16 protein-coding genes are annotated in these 19,973 nt (G+C 60.7%); 5 read left to right on the top strand and 11 right to left on the bottom strand.

What is annotated here, in order from left to right; all coding sequences use genetic code 11:
- Positions 1-4: 4 nt before the first annotated feature.
- Positions 5-1,465 carry a membrane-bound lytic murein transglycosylase MltF gene (mltF, locus tag FX982_RS12385; RefSeq protein ID WP_163022058.1) on the top strand — a complete coding sequence of 487 codons (1,461 nt, stop codon included), beginning with the start codon at positions 5-7 and terminating at the stop codon, positions 1,463-1,465.
- Between the two features lie 32 nt (positions 1,466-1,497).
- On the opposite strand, the gene tadA is transcribed toward mltF, so the two are convergent.
- Entirely contained in the window at positions 1,498-1,980 is a 483-nt protein-coding gene (gene tadA, locus FX982_RS12380) for a tRNA adenosine(34) deaminase TadA (RefSeq protein ID WP_172610862.1), read from the bottom strand.
- Positions 1,980-3,353: a multicopper oxidase family protein gene (locus FX982_RS12375; protein WP_172610861.1), complete on the bottom strand. Its 1,374-nt coding sequence runs from the start codon at positions 3,351-3,353 to the stop codon at positions 1,980-1,982. The genes tadA and FX982_RS12375 overlap by 1 nt, the downstream gene beginning before the upstream one ends.
- A gap of 171 nt (positions 3,354-3,524) precedes the next feature.
- On the opposite strand from FX982_RS12375, the gene FX982_RS12370 reads away from it, so the two are divergent.
- Positions 3,525-6,458, top strand: coding sequence for a membrane-targeted effector domain-containing toxin (locus FX982_RS12370; RefSeq protein ID WP_172610859.1), 2,934 nt, complete (start codon positions 3,525-3,527; stop codon positions 6,456-6,458).
- Between the two features lie 96 nt (positions 6,459-6,554).
- Here the strand turns inward: FX982_RS12370 and guaA are convergent, their stop codons facing one another.
- The 3 genes from guaA to FX982_RS12355 form a co-directional block, all read right to left on the bottom strand.
- A complete protein-coding gene (guaA, locus tag FX982_RS12365) occupies positions 6,555-8,132 on the bottom strand; it encodes a glutamine-hydrolyzing GMP synthase (RefSeq protein WP_172610857.1) in 1,578 nt (525 codons plus the stop codon).
- A gap of 98 nt (positions 8,133-8,230) precedes the next feature.
- The gene (gene guaB, locus FX982_RS12360) at positions 8,231-9,700 is read right to left on the bottom strand and encodes an IMP dehydrogenase (RefSeq protein ID WP_172610855.1); all 1,470 of its coding nucleotides are present in this window, start codon (positions 9,698-9,700) and stop codon (positions 8,231-8,233) included.
- A 126-nt stretch (positions 9,701-9,826) separates the two neighbouring features.
- Positions 9,827-10,375, bottom strand: coding sequence for a sugar ABC transporter ATPase (locus tag FX982_RS12355; RefSeq protein WP_172610854.1), 549 nt, complete (start codon positions 10,373-10,375; stop codon positions 9,827-9,829).
- Positions 10,376-10,511: 136 nt separating this feature from the next.
- On the opposite strand from FX982_RS12355, the gene xseA reads away from it, so the two are divergent.
- On the top strand, positions 10,512-11,891 hold the full coding sequence (gene xseA, locus FX982_RS12350) for an exodeoxyribonuclease VII large subunit (RefSeq protein ID WP_172610852.1): 1,380 nt from the start codon (positions 10,512-10,514) through the stop codon (positions 11,889-11,891).
- A 48-nt stretch (positions 11,892-11,939) separates the two neighbouring features.
- Positions 11,940-12,737: a peptidoglycan DD-metalloendopeptidase family protein gene (locus FX982_RS12345; protein ID WP_172613043.1), complete on the top strand. Its 798-nt coding sequence runs from the start codon at positions 11,940-11,942 to the stop codon at positions 12,735-12,737.
- A gap of 83 nt (positions 12,738-12,820) precedes the next feature.
- Here the strand turns inward: FX982_RS12345 and FX982_RS12340 are convergent, their stop codons facing one another.
- Positions 12,821-13,141 (bottom strand): peptide ABC transporter substrate-binding protein, encoded by a 321-nt coding sequence (locus FX982_RS12340; protein ID WP_172610850.1) that lies wholly within the window; start codon positions 13,139-13,141, stop codon positions 12,821-12,823.
- 382 nt (positions 13,142-13,523) lie between these two features.
- Here FX982_RS12340 and leuA point away from each other — a divergent pair, with 382 nt between their 5' ends.
- Positions 13,524-15,206: a 2-isopropylmalate synthase gene (gene leuA / locus FX982_RS12335; protein ID WP_172610849.1), complete on the top strand. Its 1,683-nt coding sequence runs from the start codon at positions 13,524-13,526 to the stop codon at positions 15,204-15,206.
- Between the two features lie 92 nt (positions 15,207-15,298).
- On the opposite strand, the gene FX982_RS12330 is transcribed toward leuA, so the two are convergent.
- From FX982_RS12330 to der, 5 genes are all read right to left on the bottom strand, one after another.
- Entirely contained in the window at positions 15,299-15,706 is a 408-nt protein-coding gene (locus FX982_RS12330) for a hypothetical protein (RefSeq protein WP_172610847.1), read from the bottom strand.
- 125 nt (positions 15,707-15,831) lie between these two features.
- Positions 15,832-16,263 (bottom strand): hypothetical protein, encoded by a 432-nt coding sequence (locus tag FX982_RS12325; RefSeq protein ID WP_172610845.1) that lies wholly within the window; start codon positions 16,261-16,263, stop codon positions 15,832-15,834.
- A 58-nt stretch (positions 16,264-16,321) separates the two neighbouring features.
- Positions 16,322-17,113 (bottom strand): amidohydrolase, encoded by a 792-nt coding sequence (locus tag FX982_RS12320; RefSeq protein WP_172610844.1) that lies wholly within the window; start codon positions 17,111-17,113, stop codon positions 16,322-16,324.
- On the bottom strand, positions 17,101-18,249 hold the full coding sequence (locus FX982_RS12315; protein ID WP_172610842.1) for a pyridoxal phosphate-dependent aminotransferase: 1,149 nt from the start codon (positions 18,247-18,249) through the stop codon (positions 17,101-17,103). Before FX982_RS12315 ends, FX982_RS12320 begins: the two co-directional genes overlap by 13 nt.
- A gap of 117 nt (positions 18,250-18,366) precedes the next feature.
- Positions 18,367-19,848 carry a ribosome biogenesis GTPase Der gene (der, locus tag FX982_RS12310; RefSeq protein WP_172610840.1) on the bottom strand — a complete coding sequence of 494 codons (1,482 nt, stop codon included), beginning with the start codon at positions 19,846-19,848 and terminating at the stop codon, positions 18,367-18,369.
- Between the last annotated feature and the right edge of the window lie 125 nt (positions 19,849-19,973).

Here is a 19,973-nt window from a genome sequence, read left to right as displayed (position 1 = left end):
ACCGATGTTTTCCCTATCAGATTTCCGCCCACGCTGTGCCAAGTGGCTCATCGCAACCGGAATCTTCCTGCTGCTCGGCGCGTGTGTGGAGAAACCCAACACGCTGGAACGAGTCAAGGAGGATGGCGTTCTGCGCGTCGTCACCCGCAACAGCCCGGCGACCTATTTTCAGGACCGCAACGGTGAAACCGGTTTCGAGTACGAACTGGTGAAGCGTTTCGCCGATGATCTGGGCGTTGAACTGAAAATCGAAGCCGCCGACAACCTCGACGACCTGTTCGATCAGATGGGCAAACCCGGCGGCCCGGTGCTGGCGGCCGCGGGCCTGGTCAGCAGCGAAAACCGCGCGAAGCAGGTAAGGTTTTCCCATTCCTATCTTGAAGTCACCCCGCAGGTCATTTACCGCAACGGCCAGTCGCGTCCCACCGACCCGGGCGATCTGGTCGGCAAGCGCATCCTCGTGCTTAAAGGCAGCAGCCACGCCGAGCAGCTGGCAGCGCTGAAGGTCAAGTACCCCGGCATTAACTATGAAGAGTCCGATCAGGTCGAAGTCGTCGACCTGCTGCGCATGGTGGATGAGGGACAAATCGACCTGACCCTGGTGGATTCCAACGAACTGGCGATGAATCAAGTGTATTTCCCCAACGTACGCGTCGGCTTCGACCTCGGCGATGGCCGCGATCAGCGTTGGGCCGTGGCGTTGGGCGATGACAACAGCCTGCTCAACGAGATCAACGCCTATCTCGACAAGATGCAGAAGAACGGCATGCTGCAGCGACTCAAAGACCGCTATTACGGGCATGTCGACGTGCTCGGTTACGTCGGCGCCTACACCTTCGCTCAGCATTTGCAGGAACGCCTGCCCAAGTACGAGAAGCACTTCCAGACCGCCGCCAAGGCTGAACAGGTTGACTGGCGCCTGCTGGCGGCGATCGGTTATCAGGAATCCTTGTGGCAGCCGGGCGTGACCTCGAAGACCGGCGTGCGCGGCTTGATGATGCTGACACAGAGCACGGCCCAGGCGATGGGCGTGTCCAATCGGCTCGACGCAAAACAGAGTATTCAGGGCGGCGCCAAGTATTTCGCCTACGTCAAGGAACAGCTCGACGACTCGATTCAGGAGCCGGATCGCACTTGGCTGGCGCTGGCGTCCTACAACATCGGCAGCGGCCACCTGGATGACGCGCGCAAGCTGGCGGAAACCGAAGGGCTTAACCCGAACAAATGGCTGGACGTGAAGAAGATGCTGCCGCGTCTGTCGCAGAAAAAATGGTACAGCAAGACCCGCTACGGCTATGCCCGAGGCGGCGAACCGGTCAGCTTCGTCGCCAACATCCGCCGTTATTACGACATCCTCACGTGGGTGACGCAGCCGCAGATGGAAGGCGGCCAGGTCGCGGAAGGCTCGTTGCATGTGCCCGGCGTGGACAAGACCAAGCCGTCTGAGGAGAAAGCGCCGCTCTAGTCAGCGCCAGAACCGCTCGCCATCGCACTGAACTAGCCCTTCGCCCGCCTCATCCTGAAAAACTCACTCAGCATCTTCCCGCACTCCTCCCCCAGCACCCCGCCTTCAAACAGCACGCGATGATTCAGGAAAGGCTGCGTGAAGAACTGCCCCTGACTCTGCACCACCCCCGCTTTCGGCTCGGTTGCGCCATACACCACGCGGGTGATGCGCGAGTGGACGATCAAACCCGCGCACATGCTGCAGGGTTCCAAGGTCACGTACAGCGTGCTGCCCGGCAGGCGGTAATTACTCAGTGACTGCGCCGCCGCACGAATGGCGACCATCTCCGCGTGGGCACTGGGATCGCTGCCGCTGATGGGGCAATTGAAGCCGCGGCCCACGATTTCACCGTCCTGCACCACCACCGCGCCGACCGGCACCTCGCCGAGCAACGCACCTTCGGCGGCCAGTGCCAGCGCTTCGCGCATGAAGTGCTGATCGCGACTGCGATCGATGATGGGGGGCTGACGCATTACGAAACCTCGATAGCGGCCATGAGACCGGTTTCCATGTGGTCGATCACATGGCAGTGAAACATCCACACGCCGGGATTATCCGCGACCAGGGCGACGCGCGCGCGCTCGTTGCGCCCCAGCAGATAGGTGTCCGTGAAGTACGGAACCACCTTCTTTCGATTGGAAGCGATGACCTTGAAGCTCATGCCGTGCAAGTGAATGGGATGCTGATACTGCGTCATGTTCTTCAGCTCAAAGATGTAACTCTTGCCTCGTCCGAGCTTGGCGATTGGCCGGTCCGCGCAGGTCTTGTCGGTAATGTCCCAGGCCTGGCCATTGATCTGCCACAAGCTAGGCGGTTTGCCGTTGTCGACATTCACCGATACCGAACCAACCCACTCGAAATTGAAATTGAGCTTCTCGGCGTTGGCCAGATCCGGCTCGGCGACCGGGTTCGCCGGCAGCTCAGGTGGCCATTCACCCGCCGCATCGTTGTTGGCGACCGAGCGGAATGTGCCCAGCCGCACCGGGCCGTTGCGCAGGGAGATTTCTTCACCGGCGGCAGGCGCCTTGATCGCCAGACAGATGCGCATGCCCGGCCCCAGCCAGTAATCCTTGCCCAGCGCGCGCGGTTTGACCGGGTTGCCGTCCAGGGCGTAGATCATCGCCTCCGCGCCCGGCAGATTCAGGCGATAGGTCACCGTGTTGTCGAGATTGAGAATGCGCACCCGGGTGATTTGCCCGGCAGGCAGCTCGACGACGCCTTGTGGCACGCCATTGATCGTCGACAGGCGCCCGGCCGTGCCCTCGCGTGCGGCTTCGCGGATGACGCTGAAGTCGGTGAAAGCGCCCTCCTCGTCCACATGCCAGCTCTTCAGGCTGACCACGCGTTCGTGGGTAAACCCCGTCGGCTCGCGCTCCTCGACGATCAGCGGCCCCACCAGCCCGCGCCCCAGCTCTTCGCTGCTGCTGACATGGGGGTGATACCAATAGCTGCCGGCGTCCGGCACTCGGAATTTATAGTCGAAGTACTCGCCCGGCTTGACCGGCAATTGCGAGACGTAAGGCACGCCGTCCATCTCCAGGGGCAGCCTGATGCCGTGCCAATGAATGGTGGTTTCAACGGGCAGATGATTGATGAAGCGCACCCGTAGCCACTCGCCCTGCCTGACGCGTAGCTCAGTGCCCGGTGCCGAACCGCCGAATGCCCAGGCGGGCGTCTGGTGCCCGGCCACCAGTTCAACGTCGAGCGGCGCGGCGATCAGTTCGTAATCATGCCCTTCCCCCGGCCCGCGCTTGCCCAGCCAATACCTTGAGGCGCCGCCCGCCCCAAGCCCGACCACGGCAAGACCGGCCAGACCTCCGAGTATCTGTCGACGGGTAAAAGACATGTACGAAAAAACCTCAAACGACGGGTCGCATCCGTGAGCGATGCGAGGGGCGGACACGATACACCTGCCCTTACAGAAATTTAAGGAGACCGCGTACGCAATACATATTTAGTGCCAAATGAATCGGCGATCACGCCAAGCTTGTCTTCCCGTTCATCAAGGAAGACGAATATGACCGTTGCACCCGCCCACCCGCCCGCCGCATCCCCGAGCCACGCCCGAACCGCCCTCATCTGCATGAGTGAGCGTCTGGTCGAGGCCTGCCCGGACATGCGCGAAATGGCCCGCAGCATCGCTCGAGAAATTCTCTTGCGCCAGACCGGTCACGACGCCGAGCCAGATACGGTTTACTGGCACCGCTTCCACACGGCGGTCAGCAGTCCACGATCATTCAATGGCTGGCAGCACCGCGATGCGCCCTGGCAATCGATGACCCTTCCGCAGTTGGTCATGCACCGTTTCAACCCCCGTGATCAGGACAATCCCGACACCCTGCAGATGCTCAGCGGCTTCTATACCGCAGGCGCCGATGCCGACGCATTCGACGAGCGTAACGAGATCAGGATGCTGCCCGCGCAGGTCATGAGCGACTTCTGGGCCGTGGATTTCAAGTCCCGCTATCAAGCGAAGTTGAAGACGTTCTGGCGCGACTTCGCTGATGATTTTCGCACCCTGGCCAAGACCAACTTCATCGCCAGCGCCTTTGAAGACCATCAAGCGGGCTGGCTCAGCGAAGAGGATCTGCGAAGCGTCTTACGTGCGGCGAACGTAGAACCGTCCGAGGCACCGAGCCTGCAAACCCTGCGAGCCTGCGCTCCGGCCAGTGCTGATGCGAAAGTCTGGACCTTCGACGTGATCGGCTACGAGGCCAGCGATATCCTGCGCATCGTGACCGCGGGCGGCCGGCAGATTCTCTACACCCCCGGCGAAGTGCAGGCGTTTCATGCCTTCGCCACGCCCGAAGACCTGCATGGGTGGCTGCTGTCGCAAAACAACCGCCCGGAGCGGCGCGCACATTTCATGGGCCACTTCCCGTTGTCAGCCCACGGCGAGGCTGACGACAACATCGGGTTGTTTCACGGCCTGGACGTGCTTTACACCACATGGGGCGCAGCGAATCCCGGCGTGATCAATCAACACAGCCAGCACGTGTCGGGCGACCCGTTCACTCATCTGCGCGACTCGATCCGCACGCGGATGTTTGCCGACGCTGACCTGGCACTGCATTCCAACGGCGACCTGCGCAAGCAGATGTGGATCGGCTATCTGCGGTCGTTCTCGCAACTGTCCGGCGCGCTGGCGGCGATTGACTGGCCGATTGCGCTGGCAGCCGTGGGTGCCGGCCTCGCCGACATGGGCCTCAACATTGATCAGGCTGTGAACGGCGCGAGCACGGCGGAGCGCAAGGCGGGGGTCATCGGCGCCGTGACGGCCAGCATCGACGTCTTGTTCAACAGCACCTTTCTTATCGGCGGAGAGGCGATGCCGGACGGCGAGTTGCTGCAGCCTGAACCCGAGGGACAGTCAGTACCCGAAGTCGATGGGCCTACTGATGGGTTCGTTGAAACGCCGGGCTTCGAACCCGAATCCGTTTACACCTTTGAACGCAACGATAAGCTGGCCTCCTTCGAGACCAATATGCTGCTGGATGCCTTCGAGCCCATACGTGAAGAGGGCAGGATGAACGGCATCTACCTGACCGATCAGGGCGAAACCTTCATCGAGATCGATGGCTTCGCCTACGCCGTTCGCTACATTAACGAGCTGAAATGCTGGGCCATCACCGCCCCGACAAACCCCTACTCGTTTTACCGAAACATGCCTGTGCGCCTTAACGCTGCTGGCACCTGGGAGCCCGTCACCTCCTTGAACCTGTCAGGCGGCGGAAAGGTGCTCGGCAAGATGGGTCCCGGTCGTGGGGTCGGCGTTTCTCCCCAGACGACCACCCTCCCCAGCCCATACGAAGTGCCAGCGGCGCTGAGGACTGATGTCATGGATGGCGCGCAATATGGCGGCCGCTTTGTCGACGATCGCTATCACAGCGCCGATTTTGACAAACCCGATCCCTACGACGATTTCAAGCGCATCCGTCGCAATCTCCGCGATGACGCCAACGCATTCTTCAACACGCTCGAACTGCCGAGGCGTCCAGCGATGCCAGAGCTGCCTGCCAACGCACCGCTCAAAAGTGTTCTCAAGACGATATTCAAACGCTCATCGGGCCTAATCATCGGCGAGAGTCATGCGGGGATCGGCAGCAAACAGTTTTTGATCGAACAGATGCCGCTGCTCACCAAGCTCAAGGTGAAAACCCTGTATATGGAGCACCTGCTGACCGACTTTCACCAAGCGGATCTGGACGCCTTTTCGAAGTCCGGCGAGTTGTCACCAACGCTTGAGGCTTACGTCGAGTCCCTGGACAAGGGCCACAGGACCGACCCCACAGGCAAGTACACCTTCATGACGGTATTGAAAGCAGCGCGAGAAAACCGCGTCCGCGTCCGGGCTATCGACTGCATGGCCAGCTATCGCATCGGCCGAATCGAAGGCGCGGATCACACGCTGCGACAGAAAATGATGAATTACTACGCCAAGGGCGTTATCGACGCAGATCAGTCGGTGCAGATCGGTGGTAACTGGGTGGCACTGGTGGGTAATTCCCACGCCAATACGTATCAGGGCGTCCCCGGTCTCGCGGAACTGGAAGGTGCTGTAGGGCTGCGCATTGAAGACGTTCGTGCGGATGATTCGGCGGGAATAACGCCGGACCCCGGCGTTGAAACGACCGACACGGTGGGCCGTCGTGCGGGACGGGTACAAAGCGATCTGCGGCTGCAGGTTCTTGTCGACGCGCCCCGGATTGAGATCAGCCTGGAGAACAAACTGCCTCGAGCGGGCATGTTCACCCTCGATGAAAGTGATGGTCAACTGAGCATCGTCCACCGCAGCAACGAAGGCATTGCGGTTCGTACCGAGATCAAGCGAGAGGGCAAGCGCGTCTATATCGATCGGCCTAAATGGCAGCGAGTGAGCGGACGTCGGTTTGAGACGCTGGCGGATTTGACGTCGGCGCTGGAGCTGATGGGGATGACGTTGGTGCGGTGAGGCTTTGACGCTTGAATGCAAAAAAGCCGGGGGATGCGTTGATGCCCCCCCGGCCTTTAGGCTACGACGTTATAAAGCGTTCAGATCAGAAGTTGATCATTCCCACTCAATCGTCGCAGGCGGCTTGCTCGACACGTCATACGTCACGCGCGAAATACCTTCGATCTCATTGATGATCCGGCCACTGACCGTTTCCAGCAACTCGTAAGGCAGGTGTGCCCAACGTGCGGTCATGAAGTCGATGGTTTCTACGGCGCGCAGGGCGACGACCCAGGCGTAACGACGACCGTCGCCGACCACGCCAACCGATTTCACCGGCTGGAACACAACGAATGCCTGGCTGACCTTGTGGTACCAGTCGGCTTTGCGCAGTTCTTCGATAAAGATGTGGTCGGCGCGACGCAGCAGGTCGGCGTATTCCTTCTTCACTTCACCGAGGATGCGCACGCCCAGGCCCGGGCCCGGGAATGGGTGGCGGTAGACCATGTCGTACGGCAGGCCGAGTTCGAGGCCCAGGCGACGGACTTCGTCCTTGAACAGTTCGCGCAGTGGCTCGACCAGTTTCAGGTTCATCTCTTCCGGCAGGCCGCCCACGTTGTGGTGCGACTTGATGACGTGGGCCTTGCCGCTTTTGGCGCCAGCGGACTCGATCACGTCAGGGTAGATGGTGCCCTGGGCCAGGAACTTGATGTTGTCGAGCTTGGTCGACTCGGCGTCGAACACGTCGATGAAGGTGCGCCCGATGATCTTGCGCTTCTTCTCTGGATCGCTCTCGCCGGCCAGGTTGTTGAGGAACTGGTCTTCGGCGTTGGCGCGGATCACCTTCACGCCCATGTTCTCGGCGAACATGGCCATGACTTGCTCGCCTTCGTGCAGGCGCAGCAGGCCGTTGTCGACGAAGACGCAGGTCAGTTGGTCGCCGATGGCTTTGTGCAGCAGCGCTGCGACCACCGAGGAGTCAACACCGCCGGACAGGCCCAGCAGCACGTTGTCGGTACCCACTTGGGCGCGAACCTGAGCGATGGCGTCTTCAGCGATCTTCGACGGGGTCCACAATGCTTCGCAGCCGCAGATGTCGAGGATGAAGCGCGACAGGATGCGACCGCCCTGCTTGGTGTGGGTTACTTCCGGGTGGAACTGCACGCCGTAGTAACCGCGGGTGTCGTCGGCCATGCCGGCGATCGGGCAGCTAGGGGTGCTGGCCAGTACGTGGAAGCCTTCCGGGATCTCGGTGACTTTGTCGCCGTGGCTCATCCATACGTCGAGACCGAAAACGCCATCGGCGTCGACGTGGTCTTCGATGCCGTCCAGCACGCGGCTCTTGCCGACGATGTCGACACGGGCATAGCCGAATTCACGCAGTTCGGAACCGGCGACGCGGCCGCCGAGCTGCTCGGCCATGGTCTGCATGCCGTAGCAGATGCCGAAGATCGGCACGTTCAGGTCGAACACGGCCTGGGGAGCACGAGGGCTGTCGGCCACGTGTACGGACTCGGGGCCGCCGGCGAGGATGATGCCTTTCGGGGCGAATTCGCGGATCGCTTCGTCCGACATGTCGAACGGGTGAAGCTCGCAGTACACGCCGATTTCGCGAACGCGACGGGCGATCAGCTGGGTGTACTGGGAACCGAAGTCCAGGATCAGGATGCGGTGGGCGTGAATGTCGAGGGCCATAGTCATTCTCGTCGAAAATCAGAAACAAGACGGGGCTGTCATGAACAGCCCCGGTAAACAATTCGTGAAGCGCGCCTGAGTCATCAGGCGCGTTCCGATCAACCTACGCGGTAGTTCGGCGCTTCCTTGGTGATCTGCACGTCGTGAACGTGAGACTCGGCCATGCCGGCACCGGTGATGCGCACGAACTCAGGCTTGGTGCGCATTTCGTGGATGTCGGCGCTGCCGGTGTAACCCATCGACGAGCGCAGGCCGCCCATCAACTGGTGAACGATGGCAGTCAGCGAACCCTTGTACGCAACGCGGCCTTCGATACCTTCCGGTACGAGTTTTTCCGCGCCATCGGATGAGTCCTGGAAGTAACGGTCCGACGAGCCTTGGGCCTGGGACATTGCGCCCAGCGAACCCATGCCGCGATAGGCCTTGTAAGAACGGCCTTGGAACAGCTCGATCTCGCCCGGTGCTTCTTCAGTACCGGCAAACATCGAACCCATCATCACGCAGTACGCACCGGCAACGATGGCCTTGGACAGGTCACCCGAGAAACGGATGCCTCCGTCGGCGATCAGGGGAACGTCTGTGCCTTCCAGTGCCGAGGCCACGTTGGCAATGGCGCTGATCTGCGGGACGCCCACGCCAGCGACGATACGGGTGGTGCAGATGGAGCCAGGACCGATGCCGACCTTGACGCCGTCAGCGCCGGCTTCGACCAGTGCCCGTGCAGCGGCGCCGGTGGCGATATTGCCGCCGATGACTTGCACGTCAGGGAAATTCTGTTTAACCCAGCGAACGCGGTCGATCACGCCTTTGGAGTGGCCATGTGCGGTATCGACAACGATGACGTCCACGCCCGCAGCAACCAGCGCGCTGACGCGTTCGCCGGTGTCTTTACCGGTGCCGACTGCAGCGCCGACCCGCAGGCGACCCTGGTCGTCCTTGCTCGCCAGAGGCCAGGCTTTGGATTTCTCGATGTCCTTGACGGTCATCATGCCCTTGAGCGCGAACTTGTCGTCGACGATCAGGACTTTTTCCAGGCGGTGCTTGTGCAGCAGATCGCGCACTTCGTACTTGTCGGCGCCTTCACGGACGGTGACAAGACGCTCTTTCGGCGTCATCACTTCACGGACAGGGATATCGAGGCGGGTTTCAAAGCGGACGTCGCGGGAGGTCACGATGCCGACGAGCTCGCCGTCATGCAGGACCGGAACGCCGGAGATGTTGTGTTGACGGGTCAGTTCGAACAGGTCGCGAACGGTGGCGTCAGCCTCAATGGTGATCGGATCCTTGACCACACCCGCTTCGAACTTCTTGACCTTGCGCACTTCGGCAGCTTGCTGCTCGACGGTCATGTTCTTGTGGATGATGCCGATGCCGCCTTCCTGAGCCATGGCGATCGCCAGACGGGCTTCAGTGACGGTGTCCATAGCGGCGGAAACGAGGGGGATGTTGAGTTCGATGCCACGGGTCAATCGTGTTTTCAGACTGACTTCGTTGGGAAGCACCTCGGAATAACCGGGCACAAGGAGAATGTCGTCGAATGTAAGGGCTTCTTGGCTGATACGCAGCATCGCTGGGCTCCCGAGCGGGAAAATGGAAGCGCGCCATTGTACCCAGACACCTGCAGTATCTCAATGTAAAGATCAGGCTATTTACTAATGAACCGGATTAATGCGCCCAATGACGGCGGCGAAGATCTACATCCTGACTTTGACATGGGACACCGGACGGTCCATGCGCTCGGCAAACGCCTCGATAAAGCTGCTTTTAAAGCCGGCGTCCAGCCAGTTATTGAAGATGAATCCCAGATTCGAGAACCCGCACGGCTCCAGAAACAGGAAGCCGTTGATGTCGTCCTCATGGCGGCATTCGGGGCACATGAAGTTGTCGGTGTGGCCCGGCATCCAGTCTTCCAGACTGTCGAACAGGGCTTCGCCGATCTCGCGCCGGCATTCAGGGCAACCGGCCTCCTCCTTGAAGCCCTGCTGCGGCGTATAGATGCAGCGCTTGAGGACGATTTCCAGACCGTTGACCGGCTGACCGAACGGCAAGGCGTCAGGGTTTTCAACGAAGCGTCGCGCGCCGGGCGCAATCGCGTAAGCCATGCGATTGAAGCTGCGGCCGCAGGTGGTCAGTGATTCTTCGACGACGTTCAGCTTCACCAGCCAGCGCAGGATCGCCCGCGCCTTCGCTTCGTGCGCAGGAAAGCTGGAGATTTGCGGGACGATGATGCTTTGGGTGTCCATGAAGGGCCTGTCTGACGAGTAATCGGGGGGCGGCAGCTTAATCGCGCTGTCGGTGACGTCAAGTATGGCCGTCGATGCGCCGGCCGTCAGCGATCTGATGTGGTGACCCGTGCCCCAATGCCTTTATGATGCCGCCATGATCAAAGACCCCTTCGCAAGACTCGGCCTTGACCGGGACGTCCTCACTGTCAGCCAGCTCAACGGCCGCGCACGCGTGCTGCTGGAGGATGTGTTTTCCAGCATCTGGGTCGAGGGCGAGATTTCCAACCTCTCGCGTCCCGCCTCAGGGCACGTTTACTTCACGCTGAAGGACTCCGGCGCCCAGGTGCGTTGCGCGTTGTTTCGCAGCAACGCAGCGCGGGTACGTCAGGCGTTGAAGGACGGCCTGGCGGTCAAGGTACGCGGCAAGGTCTCGCTGTTTGAAGGTCGCGGCGACTATCAGCTGATTCTCGACACCGTCGAGCCTGCTGGCGATGGCGCGCTGCGTCTGGCCTTCGATGCGTTGAAGGAAAAGCTCAGCGCCGAAGGCATGTTCAGCGCCGAGCGCAAGGTCGCCCTGCCGCTGCACCCTAAGCGCATCGGCATCATCAGTTCCCCGACCGGTGCGGTGATTCGCGACATCATCAGCGTGTTTCGCCGTCGCGCGCCCCAGGTTGAACTCACCCTGATCCCCACTGCCGTGCAGGGCCGCGAAGCCATCGGCCAGATTGTCCGCGCGTTGAAGCTCGCCGACGGCCGAGGCTTCGATGCGTTGATCCTCGCCCGGGGCGGCGGTTCGCTGGAGGACCTCTGGTGCTTCAACGAGGAAGCCGTCGCCCGCGCCATCGATGCGTGCGTGACGCCGATCGTCAGCGCCGTCGGCCACGAAACCGACGTGTCGATCAGTGACTTCGTCGCCGACGTGCGCGCGCCGACGCCCTCCGCCGCCGCTGAATTGCTGGCGCCGGATTCAAGCGATCTGCACCGTCGGGTCGACAGCCTGGAGCGCCGACTGATCAGCCGCATGCAGGACCGGTTGATGCGCGAGCAATTGCGACTGGACGGGATTTCCCGCCGCTTGCGTCACCCCGGTGAACGGTTACGCCAGCGCGCTCAGCGCCTCGACGATCTGGACATGCGCATGCGCCGGGCCTTCGAGCAGCAGATGCACAAGCGCCAAGTGCGCATGAGCCATCTGGAAAGTCGCCTGGCCGCGCAACATCCGGGACGCACGCTGATGTTTCTGCGGCAGCGCCTGGCGGTATTGGCCGAGCGGCTGCCCCGTGCGATCAAGGAGAACCTCAAGAGCCGTCGCTTGCAGCTGCAAAGTCAGGTGCAGACGCTCAACGTGGTCAGCCCGCTGGCGACCCTTGGCCGTGGTTACAGTATTTTGCTGGATGAACGCGGCAGGGCCGTTCGCGCTGCCGAGCAAACGCATCAGGGTCAGCGCCTGACGGCAAAACTGGCAGACGGCGAGCTGCAAGTGCGTGTTGAAGACAATCATCTAACGCCTGTCACCCTTTCACTTCTGGATTGATCAATGCCTTCTTTTCTAACCCGTTCGTTGGCAACTGCTGCATTGGTCATGTGTGCTGCCCTGCCCGCCTACGCTGACAGCTACATTTCCCGCCTGCTCAACAAGCCCGTGCCCGGCGGCGTGGCGGTGGTCGATCTGGGCCCTGCGGCACAAGCGCCCAAAGCAACCTGGCAGGGCAAACCCGTGCTGGTGGTCAAGGATCAGGACGCGCGCTGGCTGGCCATCGTCGGCATTCCGCTGAGCGTCAAGCCAGGCACTGCGCAGCAGGTCAGCAGCGGCGGCCGCAACCTGCCTTTCGTGGTGGGCAACAAGAAGTACCCGGAGCAGCGCATCACGCTGAAGAATCAGCGTCAGGTTAATCCGAACCCGGACGACCTCAAGCGCATCGAGCAGGAACTCGACGTGCAGGTTCGCGCCTACCGCACGTTCAGTCCCGTGACACCGAGCAACCTGTTGCTGGACAAGCCGGTGGACGGGCCGCTCTCCAGCAAATTCGGCGTGCGGCGCTTCTTCAACGGCGAGGAGCGCAACCCTCACGCCGGACTGGACTTCGCGGTCCCTGCGGGCACGCCTATCAAATCGCCAGCGGCCGGCAAAGTGATTCTGATCGGCAACTACTTCTTTAACGGCAACACAGTGTTCGTCGATCACGGTCAGGGCTTTATCAGCATGTTCTGCCATATGTCGAAGATCGACGTGAAGGTTGGCGATGCCGTTCCGCGCGGTGGTGTGGTCGGGCGCGTCGGTTCGACCGGTCGCGCAACGGGGCCGCACATGCACTGGAACGTCAGCCTGAATGACGCGCGGGTGGATCCGGCGATTTTCATTAATGCGTTTCAGCCGTAACACCTTTTGACGGGACTCTTAGCGGCGTGCCATCAAGTACGCAAACCGAACCGCATGCGAACAGGGATGAAGTCAGCTCTGCTTCACCCCTCGCGCCACAGTTTTAGCCGATCCTGGACTTCATCGCTGAACTGCCGCAGCTCCTCATCAGTAATCAGATCCTCCGCGACCAGCGCATAGAGGTGAAAACTGAAATTACTTCTTGAAAAGTTGGTGGAGTCGAACACCTTAGCCACAAGTTTATCGCCCTTGTTAGCCACATCCCTGACACCTTGGACGCGGTCTCGAGCATCTTTGTCCGTTACCGCTGTTTTTTTCAGAATGTCCTGCCAGATACGCTCGTAAAGGCGCTCCACGGCTAGAGGTCTTAGTCGGCTGAGAATTTTCCAGTCTGCTTCTTTCATGGGATGGTCCTCTACACGGGTTGTTGTGGTGATCGGGTGTGGGAGTGCAATTGGGAGCTACGCGTTGCTTGGAGTCAACGGCACGAGCAACGGACCAGCGACAAACTGGAGAAAATCGCGATCAAAACCCGGATAATGCAATTACGCGAGATTATTCATCAATTTCCCGCAACCGCTTGCCACCTTTCACCTCATTGGTTACGTTTGGCGACATGAAAACCTCTCACACCCTCATTCTGATGCGTCAACATCGCTGCCTCTGCCTCGTCAGTGCACGACTGCAAAGCTGAACGCGGTGCCTCGACGCTCACCCGCAGTGCTACTCTCGCATCAACCGGCTGGCCGCCTTCTTTCGGCCCTGAGTACAACAAGGATTATTCACATGACCATGCTCAAAGATCCCTCGACCAAGTACCGCGCCTTTCCTGTCATCGACCTGCCTGACCGCACCTGGCCTTCCAAGACCATCACTGCGGCGCCGATCTGGTGCAGTTCCGACTTGCGTGACGGTAACCAGTCGCTGATCGAGCCCATGGATGCGGTCAAAAAGCTGCGTTTCTGGAAGACCCTCGTTCAAGTCGGCGTGAAGGAAATCGAAGCCTCCTTCCCTTCCGCCTCGCAAACCGATTTCGACTTCGTGCGCACGCTCATCGAAGACGGCCATATCCCGGACGACACCACCATTCAGGTGCTGACTCAGGCCCGCGAAGACCTGATCGCGCGGACGTTCGAGTCCCTGCGCGGTGCGAAAAAAGCCATCGTCCATCTTTACAACGCCACCTGCCCGTCCTTCCGCCGCATCGTCTTCAACCAGGACAAAGCGGGCGTGAAAGCCATCGCCGTGAATGCTGCTCAGCTGTTCGTCAAATACGCCGCCCTGCAGCCAGAAACCCAATGGCAGTTCGAGTACTCGCCTGAGACGTTCAGCGCCACCGAGCTGGAGTTCGCCAAGGAAGTCTGCGACGCCGTCATCGAAGTGTGGAACGCGACGCCGCAGAACAAGGTGATCCTCAATCTGCCAGCCACCGTCGAAGTCGCCACCCCGAACATTTACGCCGACCAGATCGAATGGTTCTGCCGCAACATTTCCCGTCGTGACAGCGTGATCATCAGCCTGCACACCCACAATGACCGTGGCACCGGCGTCGCCGCGACCGAGCTGGGCCTGATGGCCGGCGCGGATCGTGTTGAAGGCTGCCTGTTCGGCAATGGCGAGCGCACCGGCAACGTCGACCTCGTGACCGTCGCGCTGAACATGTACACCCAGGGCCTGAATCCGCAGCTGGATTTCTCCGACATCGACGGCGTGCGCAAGGTGGTCGAGGAATGCAACCAGATTCCGGTACACCCGCGTCATCCGTACGTCGGCGATCTGGTGCACACCGCGTTTTCCGGCTCTCACCAGGACGCGATCCGCAAGGGCTTCACCCAGCAGAAGGACGGCACGCTGTGGGAAGTGCCTTACCTGCCGATCGACCCGGCTGATATTGGCCGCAGCTACGAGGCGGTCATCCGCGTCAACAGCCAGTCTGGTAAAGGCGGGATCACTTACCTGCTCGAACAGGAATACGGCATTTCCCTGCCCCGTCGCATGCAGATCGAATTCAGCCAGGTGGTTCAGGGCGAGACCGATCGTTTGGGTCTGGAGATGACGGCTCAGCAGATTTACTCGCTGTTCAAGCGTGAATACCTGCAGGCCAACAAGCCCTACGCGTTGGTCAGCCATCGCTTGCAGGAAGAGAACGGTAACAGCGCCGTGGAAGTGGTCGTGACCGGCATGGGCGACAGCGAGAGCAACCTGCGCTGGAAAGGCACGGGCAACGGTGCACTGGAAGCGCTGGTCGCCGGCCTGCCGGTTTCGGCCGAGATCATGGATTACAACGAACATGCCATTGGCGCAGGTACTACCGCCAAGGCCGCCGCCTACATCGAGTTGCGTGTAGATGGCGACCGCGCGGTGCATGGCGTCGGTATCGACGAGAACATCACCACCGCGAGCTTCAAGGCGCTGTTCAGCGCGCTCAATCGTGGCTTGCTGCAGGCTGACGCGACGAAGGCGGCGTAATCGCCGGCAAGCACGCTGCGTGGTAAAACCCGTAGCGACAAAAAAAGGCCCTGAAGTGCAAGCTTCAGGGCCTTTTGTTTAACGCCGGATTGTCAGGCCGTGGTGTCGACTTTGACTTTCATCAAGTTCAACAGAGAAGCCTGCAGTGCGCCCAGTTGAGCCATGGTCCCGGAAATCTGCTGTTGGATAGCCATGACCTGCGTCGCCTTCAGCTCATCCGGCGCCTTGCTGCCTTGAGCCGCGGCCAGCTGAGCCTGCTGCTGCTGGAGAATCTTCTGGGTTCGCTGAATCTGCTCCTGCAACTGCTTGATCATCTCCTCCTTCATGCTCGGCGCGTCGCCTGACTCAGTGGCGCCAGACGCCTTGGAGTCTCCATACACATTGCCACGCAGCTCGACACTGGCAGCCTTGGCATCGCTCTTGGTGGCGTCGTCGGTCTTGACGGCAGCCGTGAACACGCTGGAGTAAGCACCCAAGGAACTGGTGTTGATAGTGGTCATGATGAACTCCTTATGAGGTGCACGTTGTATCGGCCAGCGTACAAACATCTGAAGTCGAATTTATTGCACCCACAGGAACGCCCCACGACCGAGGTCATGGAGCGTTTGGTCTCTGAATCAGTGAATCAGGCCGTGGTGTTGATGCTGCCGGACTTCTGCAGTTGCAAGAGGGCCGCCTGCTCAGTGGCCAGGCTGGCGGTGGACGACGAGATCTGTCCCTGAATCGCCATCACGCGCGCAGACTTTTCCTCGTCGGTGCCAGAGCTGGCCTGGGCGGCAGCGAGCTGCTGTTGCTGCTCCTGCAAGCGCTTCTGGGTTTCCTTGATCTGCTCTTCCAGTTTCGCGATGGCCTGCTCGCTGGTGCTGGAAGAGTCTGACGCGCCACCTGCCCCGCCGGCACCGCCGGCGCTACCCGCAGCGGTCGCCGGCGTTGCAGACGCTGACGCAGCCTCTGTGGTGGTAGAGGTGTCAGCCACTTCAGCCGTGGCGTCTTTCTTGACCGCAACCGTGAAGCTGGTGGAGTACGAACTCAATGAGGATGTGCTGATGGTGGTCATACCGATCTCCTGTCTGGGTACAACCGCTATCGACCACCCGTCCGTTAACTCTATGACGTTACTGTATCTCGAATGTATCAGCGTCGAGACAGGCCGGGAATTTCTCGCGGTACGCCGCCAGGCTCTGCGCTGACAAGCTGACCTGAAACACCCCGTCTGCCTCGCCGATGTTGAGCAGGCTCTCGCCCTGGAAATCCAGCACCTGACTGTCGCCGGTGTAGGCAAAGCCCTTGCCATCGATGCCCACGCGATTCACCGCCGCGACGTAACAGAGGTTCTCGATGGCCCGCGCTGGCAGCAGGCGATTCCAGTGCAGACGGCGAGCGCCCGGCCAATTGGCGGTGTACAGCAGCAAATCGGTATTCTGGGCGTCACGGCTCCACACCGGAAAACGCAGGTCGTAGCAGATCAGCGGACGAATCCGCCAGCCCTTAAGCTCGAACTGCACCTGGCGCTCGCCCGGGCTGTAATGCTCGTGTTCCCCGGCCATTCTGAACAGATGGCGCTTGTCGTAATGCAGCAGCTCGCCGTCCGGTCGCGCCCACAGCAGGCGATTGCGATGGCTGCCGTCAGCGTCGCGAATGATCACGCTGCCGGTCACCACGGCATCCAGTTGCCTGGCCTGCGCCAGGATCCACTGGGCAGTCGGGCCGTCTTCGGGCTCGGCGAGCAGTTCGGATTCCATCGAAAACCCAGTGGTGAACATCTCCGGCAGGATCACCAGATCCGCGCCTTGGGCTTGGGCCAGCAATTCTTCGAAGTGGGCGTGGTTCGCCGGGGCGTCGTGCCAAACCAGCGTGGTCTGGACCAACGCGATGTTCAGATTGGGCAGCGTGCTCAGATCGCGCATAGTTTTTCCGCTGCTTGACGCAGCGTCTCCTCACGCTTGGGAAAGCACAGCCGGATCAGGCGCTGGCCTTCAGGCGGATTCTGGTAGAACACCGAAATCGGAATGCTCGCTACACCGTGTTCGCGGGTCATCCACAGCGACATGTCGACGTCATTGAGGTCCGGGCGGATCCGCGAATAATCAACGAGCTGAAAGTACGTGCCGCTGGCGCGCGTGAACGTAAAGCGCGAGGCTTCCAGGCGATCGCAGAAATAATCGCGCTTGGCCTGATAGAACGCCGGCAGTTCGTCGACATGTTCAGGGTGCGCCGCCATGAAATCGGCCAGCGCCCATTGCAGCGGTGTCACGCCGCAGAACGCAACAAATTGGTGGACCTTGCGCGCTTCGGCGGTCAGTGCCGGCGGCGCGACAAGGTAGCCGGTTTTCCAGCCGGTGACGTGGTAGGTCTTGCCGAACGAGCTGACCACGAAAGCGCGCTGGTAGAGTTCGTCATGGGCCAGCACGCTGGCGTGCTGCAGGCCGTCGAACACCAGGTGTTCGTAGACTTCATCGCTGAGCACGTAGATGTCCCGGTCCCGGATCAACGCAGCCAGGCGATCCAGTTCCTCGCGGGTGATCAGCGCGCCGCTGGGGTTGTGCGGCGTGTTGATAACGATCATTCGAGTGCGAGGGCTCAACGCAGCGCTGAGCTTTTCCCAGTCGATGGCGAAGTCACCGTCCTTGAGCTGAACATGGACGCAGCGTCCACTGGCCAGTTCCACCGAAGGCGCGTAACTGTCGTAGCACGGGTCGAAGACGATGACTTCATCGCCGGCTCTGACAACCGCCTGGATGGCGCAGAAGATGGCGTGGGTGGCGCCGGGCGTGATCGTGATTTCGCTGTCGACGCCGACCTGACGGCCATAGCAGCGAGCGATCTTGGCGGCGACTTGCTCGCGCAATGCCGGCAGCCCGGCCATCGGCGCGTATTGGTTGTTGCCGTCCATGACGCGGCGGCACAAGGCTTCACGCAGTGCGTCGGGCCCATCGAAATCGGGAAAACCCTGGGACAGATTGATCGCCCCTGTTTCGGCGGCAAGCTGAGACATCACAGTAAAAATGGTGGTGCCAACGTTCGGCAGTTTGCTGGTGATCATGGGTTTTCCTGCTCCACTCCCGATACCTGAAGGGCTCGGGGACTGGCAGGATAGCCCAGATATCGCGCACAAAAAAAGGCGCCACTGGCGCCTTTTCCGAGAAAGACCTTTACACGATCAGCGCTTGTCGCGGCGCTTCTTGTCGGCCTTCTTGTGGTGCGACATCATTCGACGCTTCTTGTTGACCTGGCGGTCGGTCAGCGTGTTCTTGTTGCCTTCGTACGGGTTTTCGCCGCCCTTGAACTCGATGCGGATCGGCGTACCGACCAGCTTTAGCACGCGGCGATAGGTGTTCTCGAGGTACCGAACGTACGACTTCGGTACTTTCTCGACCTGGTTACCGTGGATAACGATCAACGGCGGGTTGGCGCCACCCAAGTGGGCATAACGCAGCTTGATGCGGCGGCTGCCGACCATGGGCGGTGCGTGCTCGCTGACGGCGTCTTCAAGGATCTGGGTCAGGCGGCTGGTCGGCCAGCGGGTCACAGCGGATTTGAACGAGTTCTGCACCGACTGATACAGGTTACCCACGCCGGTGCCGTGCAGCGCCGAGATGAAGTGGATGTCGGCGAAGTCGACGAAGAACAGCCGACGCTCCAGCTCAACCTTCACATAGTCGCGCTCGCTCGGCACCATGCCATCCCACTTGTTGAGTGCGATGACCAGCGCCCGACCGGACTCAAGGGCAAAGCCCAGCAGGTTCAGGTCGTGGTCGACGACGCCTTCACGGGCGTCCATCACGAAGATCACCACGTTGGCGTCTTTGATCGCCTGCAGCGTTTTGACCACGGAGAACTTTTCGACTTCTTCGTGGATCTTGCCGCGCTTGCGCACACCAGCAGTGTCGATCAGCGTGTACTTTTCCTCGTTGCGTTCGAACGGGATGTAAATGCTGTCGCGGGTGGTGCCGGGCTCGTCGTAGACGATAACGCGGTCTTCACCGAGCATGCGGTTGACCAGCGTCGACTTGCCGACGTTAGGACGACCGATGATCGCGATCTTGATCCCGTCCTTCTCGCTCGGACCCGGAATGCGCTTGGCTTCCTGACCTTCGGCGACAACTTCCTCTTCTTCGCCTTCTTCGCCTTCTTCGACTTCGTCAGCGTCTTTCGGGAAATCGCGCAGGGCGATTTCAAGCATCTGGGTGATGCCGCGTCCGTGAGCGCCGGCCACCGGAATCGCGTCACCCATGCCCAGCGGTGCAAACTCGGCGCGGGCCATGTCAGGGTCGATGTTGTCGACCTTATTGGCGACGACGTAGGACGTCTTGTTGCGCTTGCGCAGGTGCTCGCCAATCATCTGGTCGGCGGCAGTAAAGCCTGCTTTGGCGTCAACGAGGAACAACACGACATCGGCTTCTTCGATGGCCAGCAGCGACTGCTCGGCCATCTTTTCGTCCATGCCGTGTTCGTCACCGGAGATACCGCCGGTGTCGATCAGGATGTAGGAGCGCCCTTGCCACTTGGCCTCACCGTATTGGCGATCACGGGTCAGACCGGACAAGTCGCCGACGATGGCGTCGCGAGTCCTGGTCAGGCGGTTGAACAAGGTGGACTTGCCGACGTTCGGTCGACCCACCAGGGCGATTACGGGAACCATGCGGCTCTCCACTTCGTTATTTCAGAAAATACAAAAGCCGCTGCAAGGCAGCGGCCGGAGTTCGGAGCGACACCGAAGCGTCGCAGGCCCCACGAAAGCGGGGCCGCCTGGGGAAGTCGAAGCTC

The organism is Pseudomonas graminis, from assembly GCF_013201545.1.
Classification (GTDB): Bacteria; Pseudomonadota; Gammaproteobacteria; order Pseudomonadales; family Pseudomonadaceae; genus Aquipseudomonas.
The sequence above is the reverse complement of the archived record's forward strand: the minus strand, read 5'-3'. Positions and strand labels throughout refer to the sequence as shown.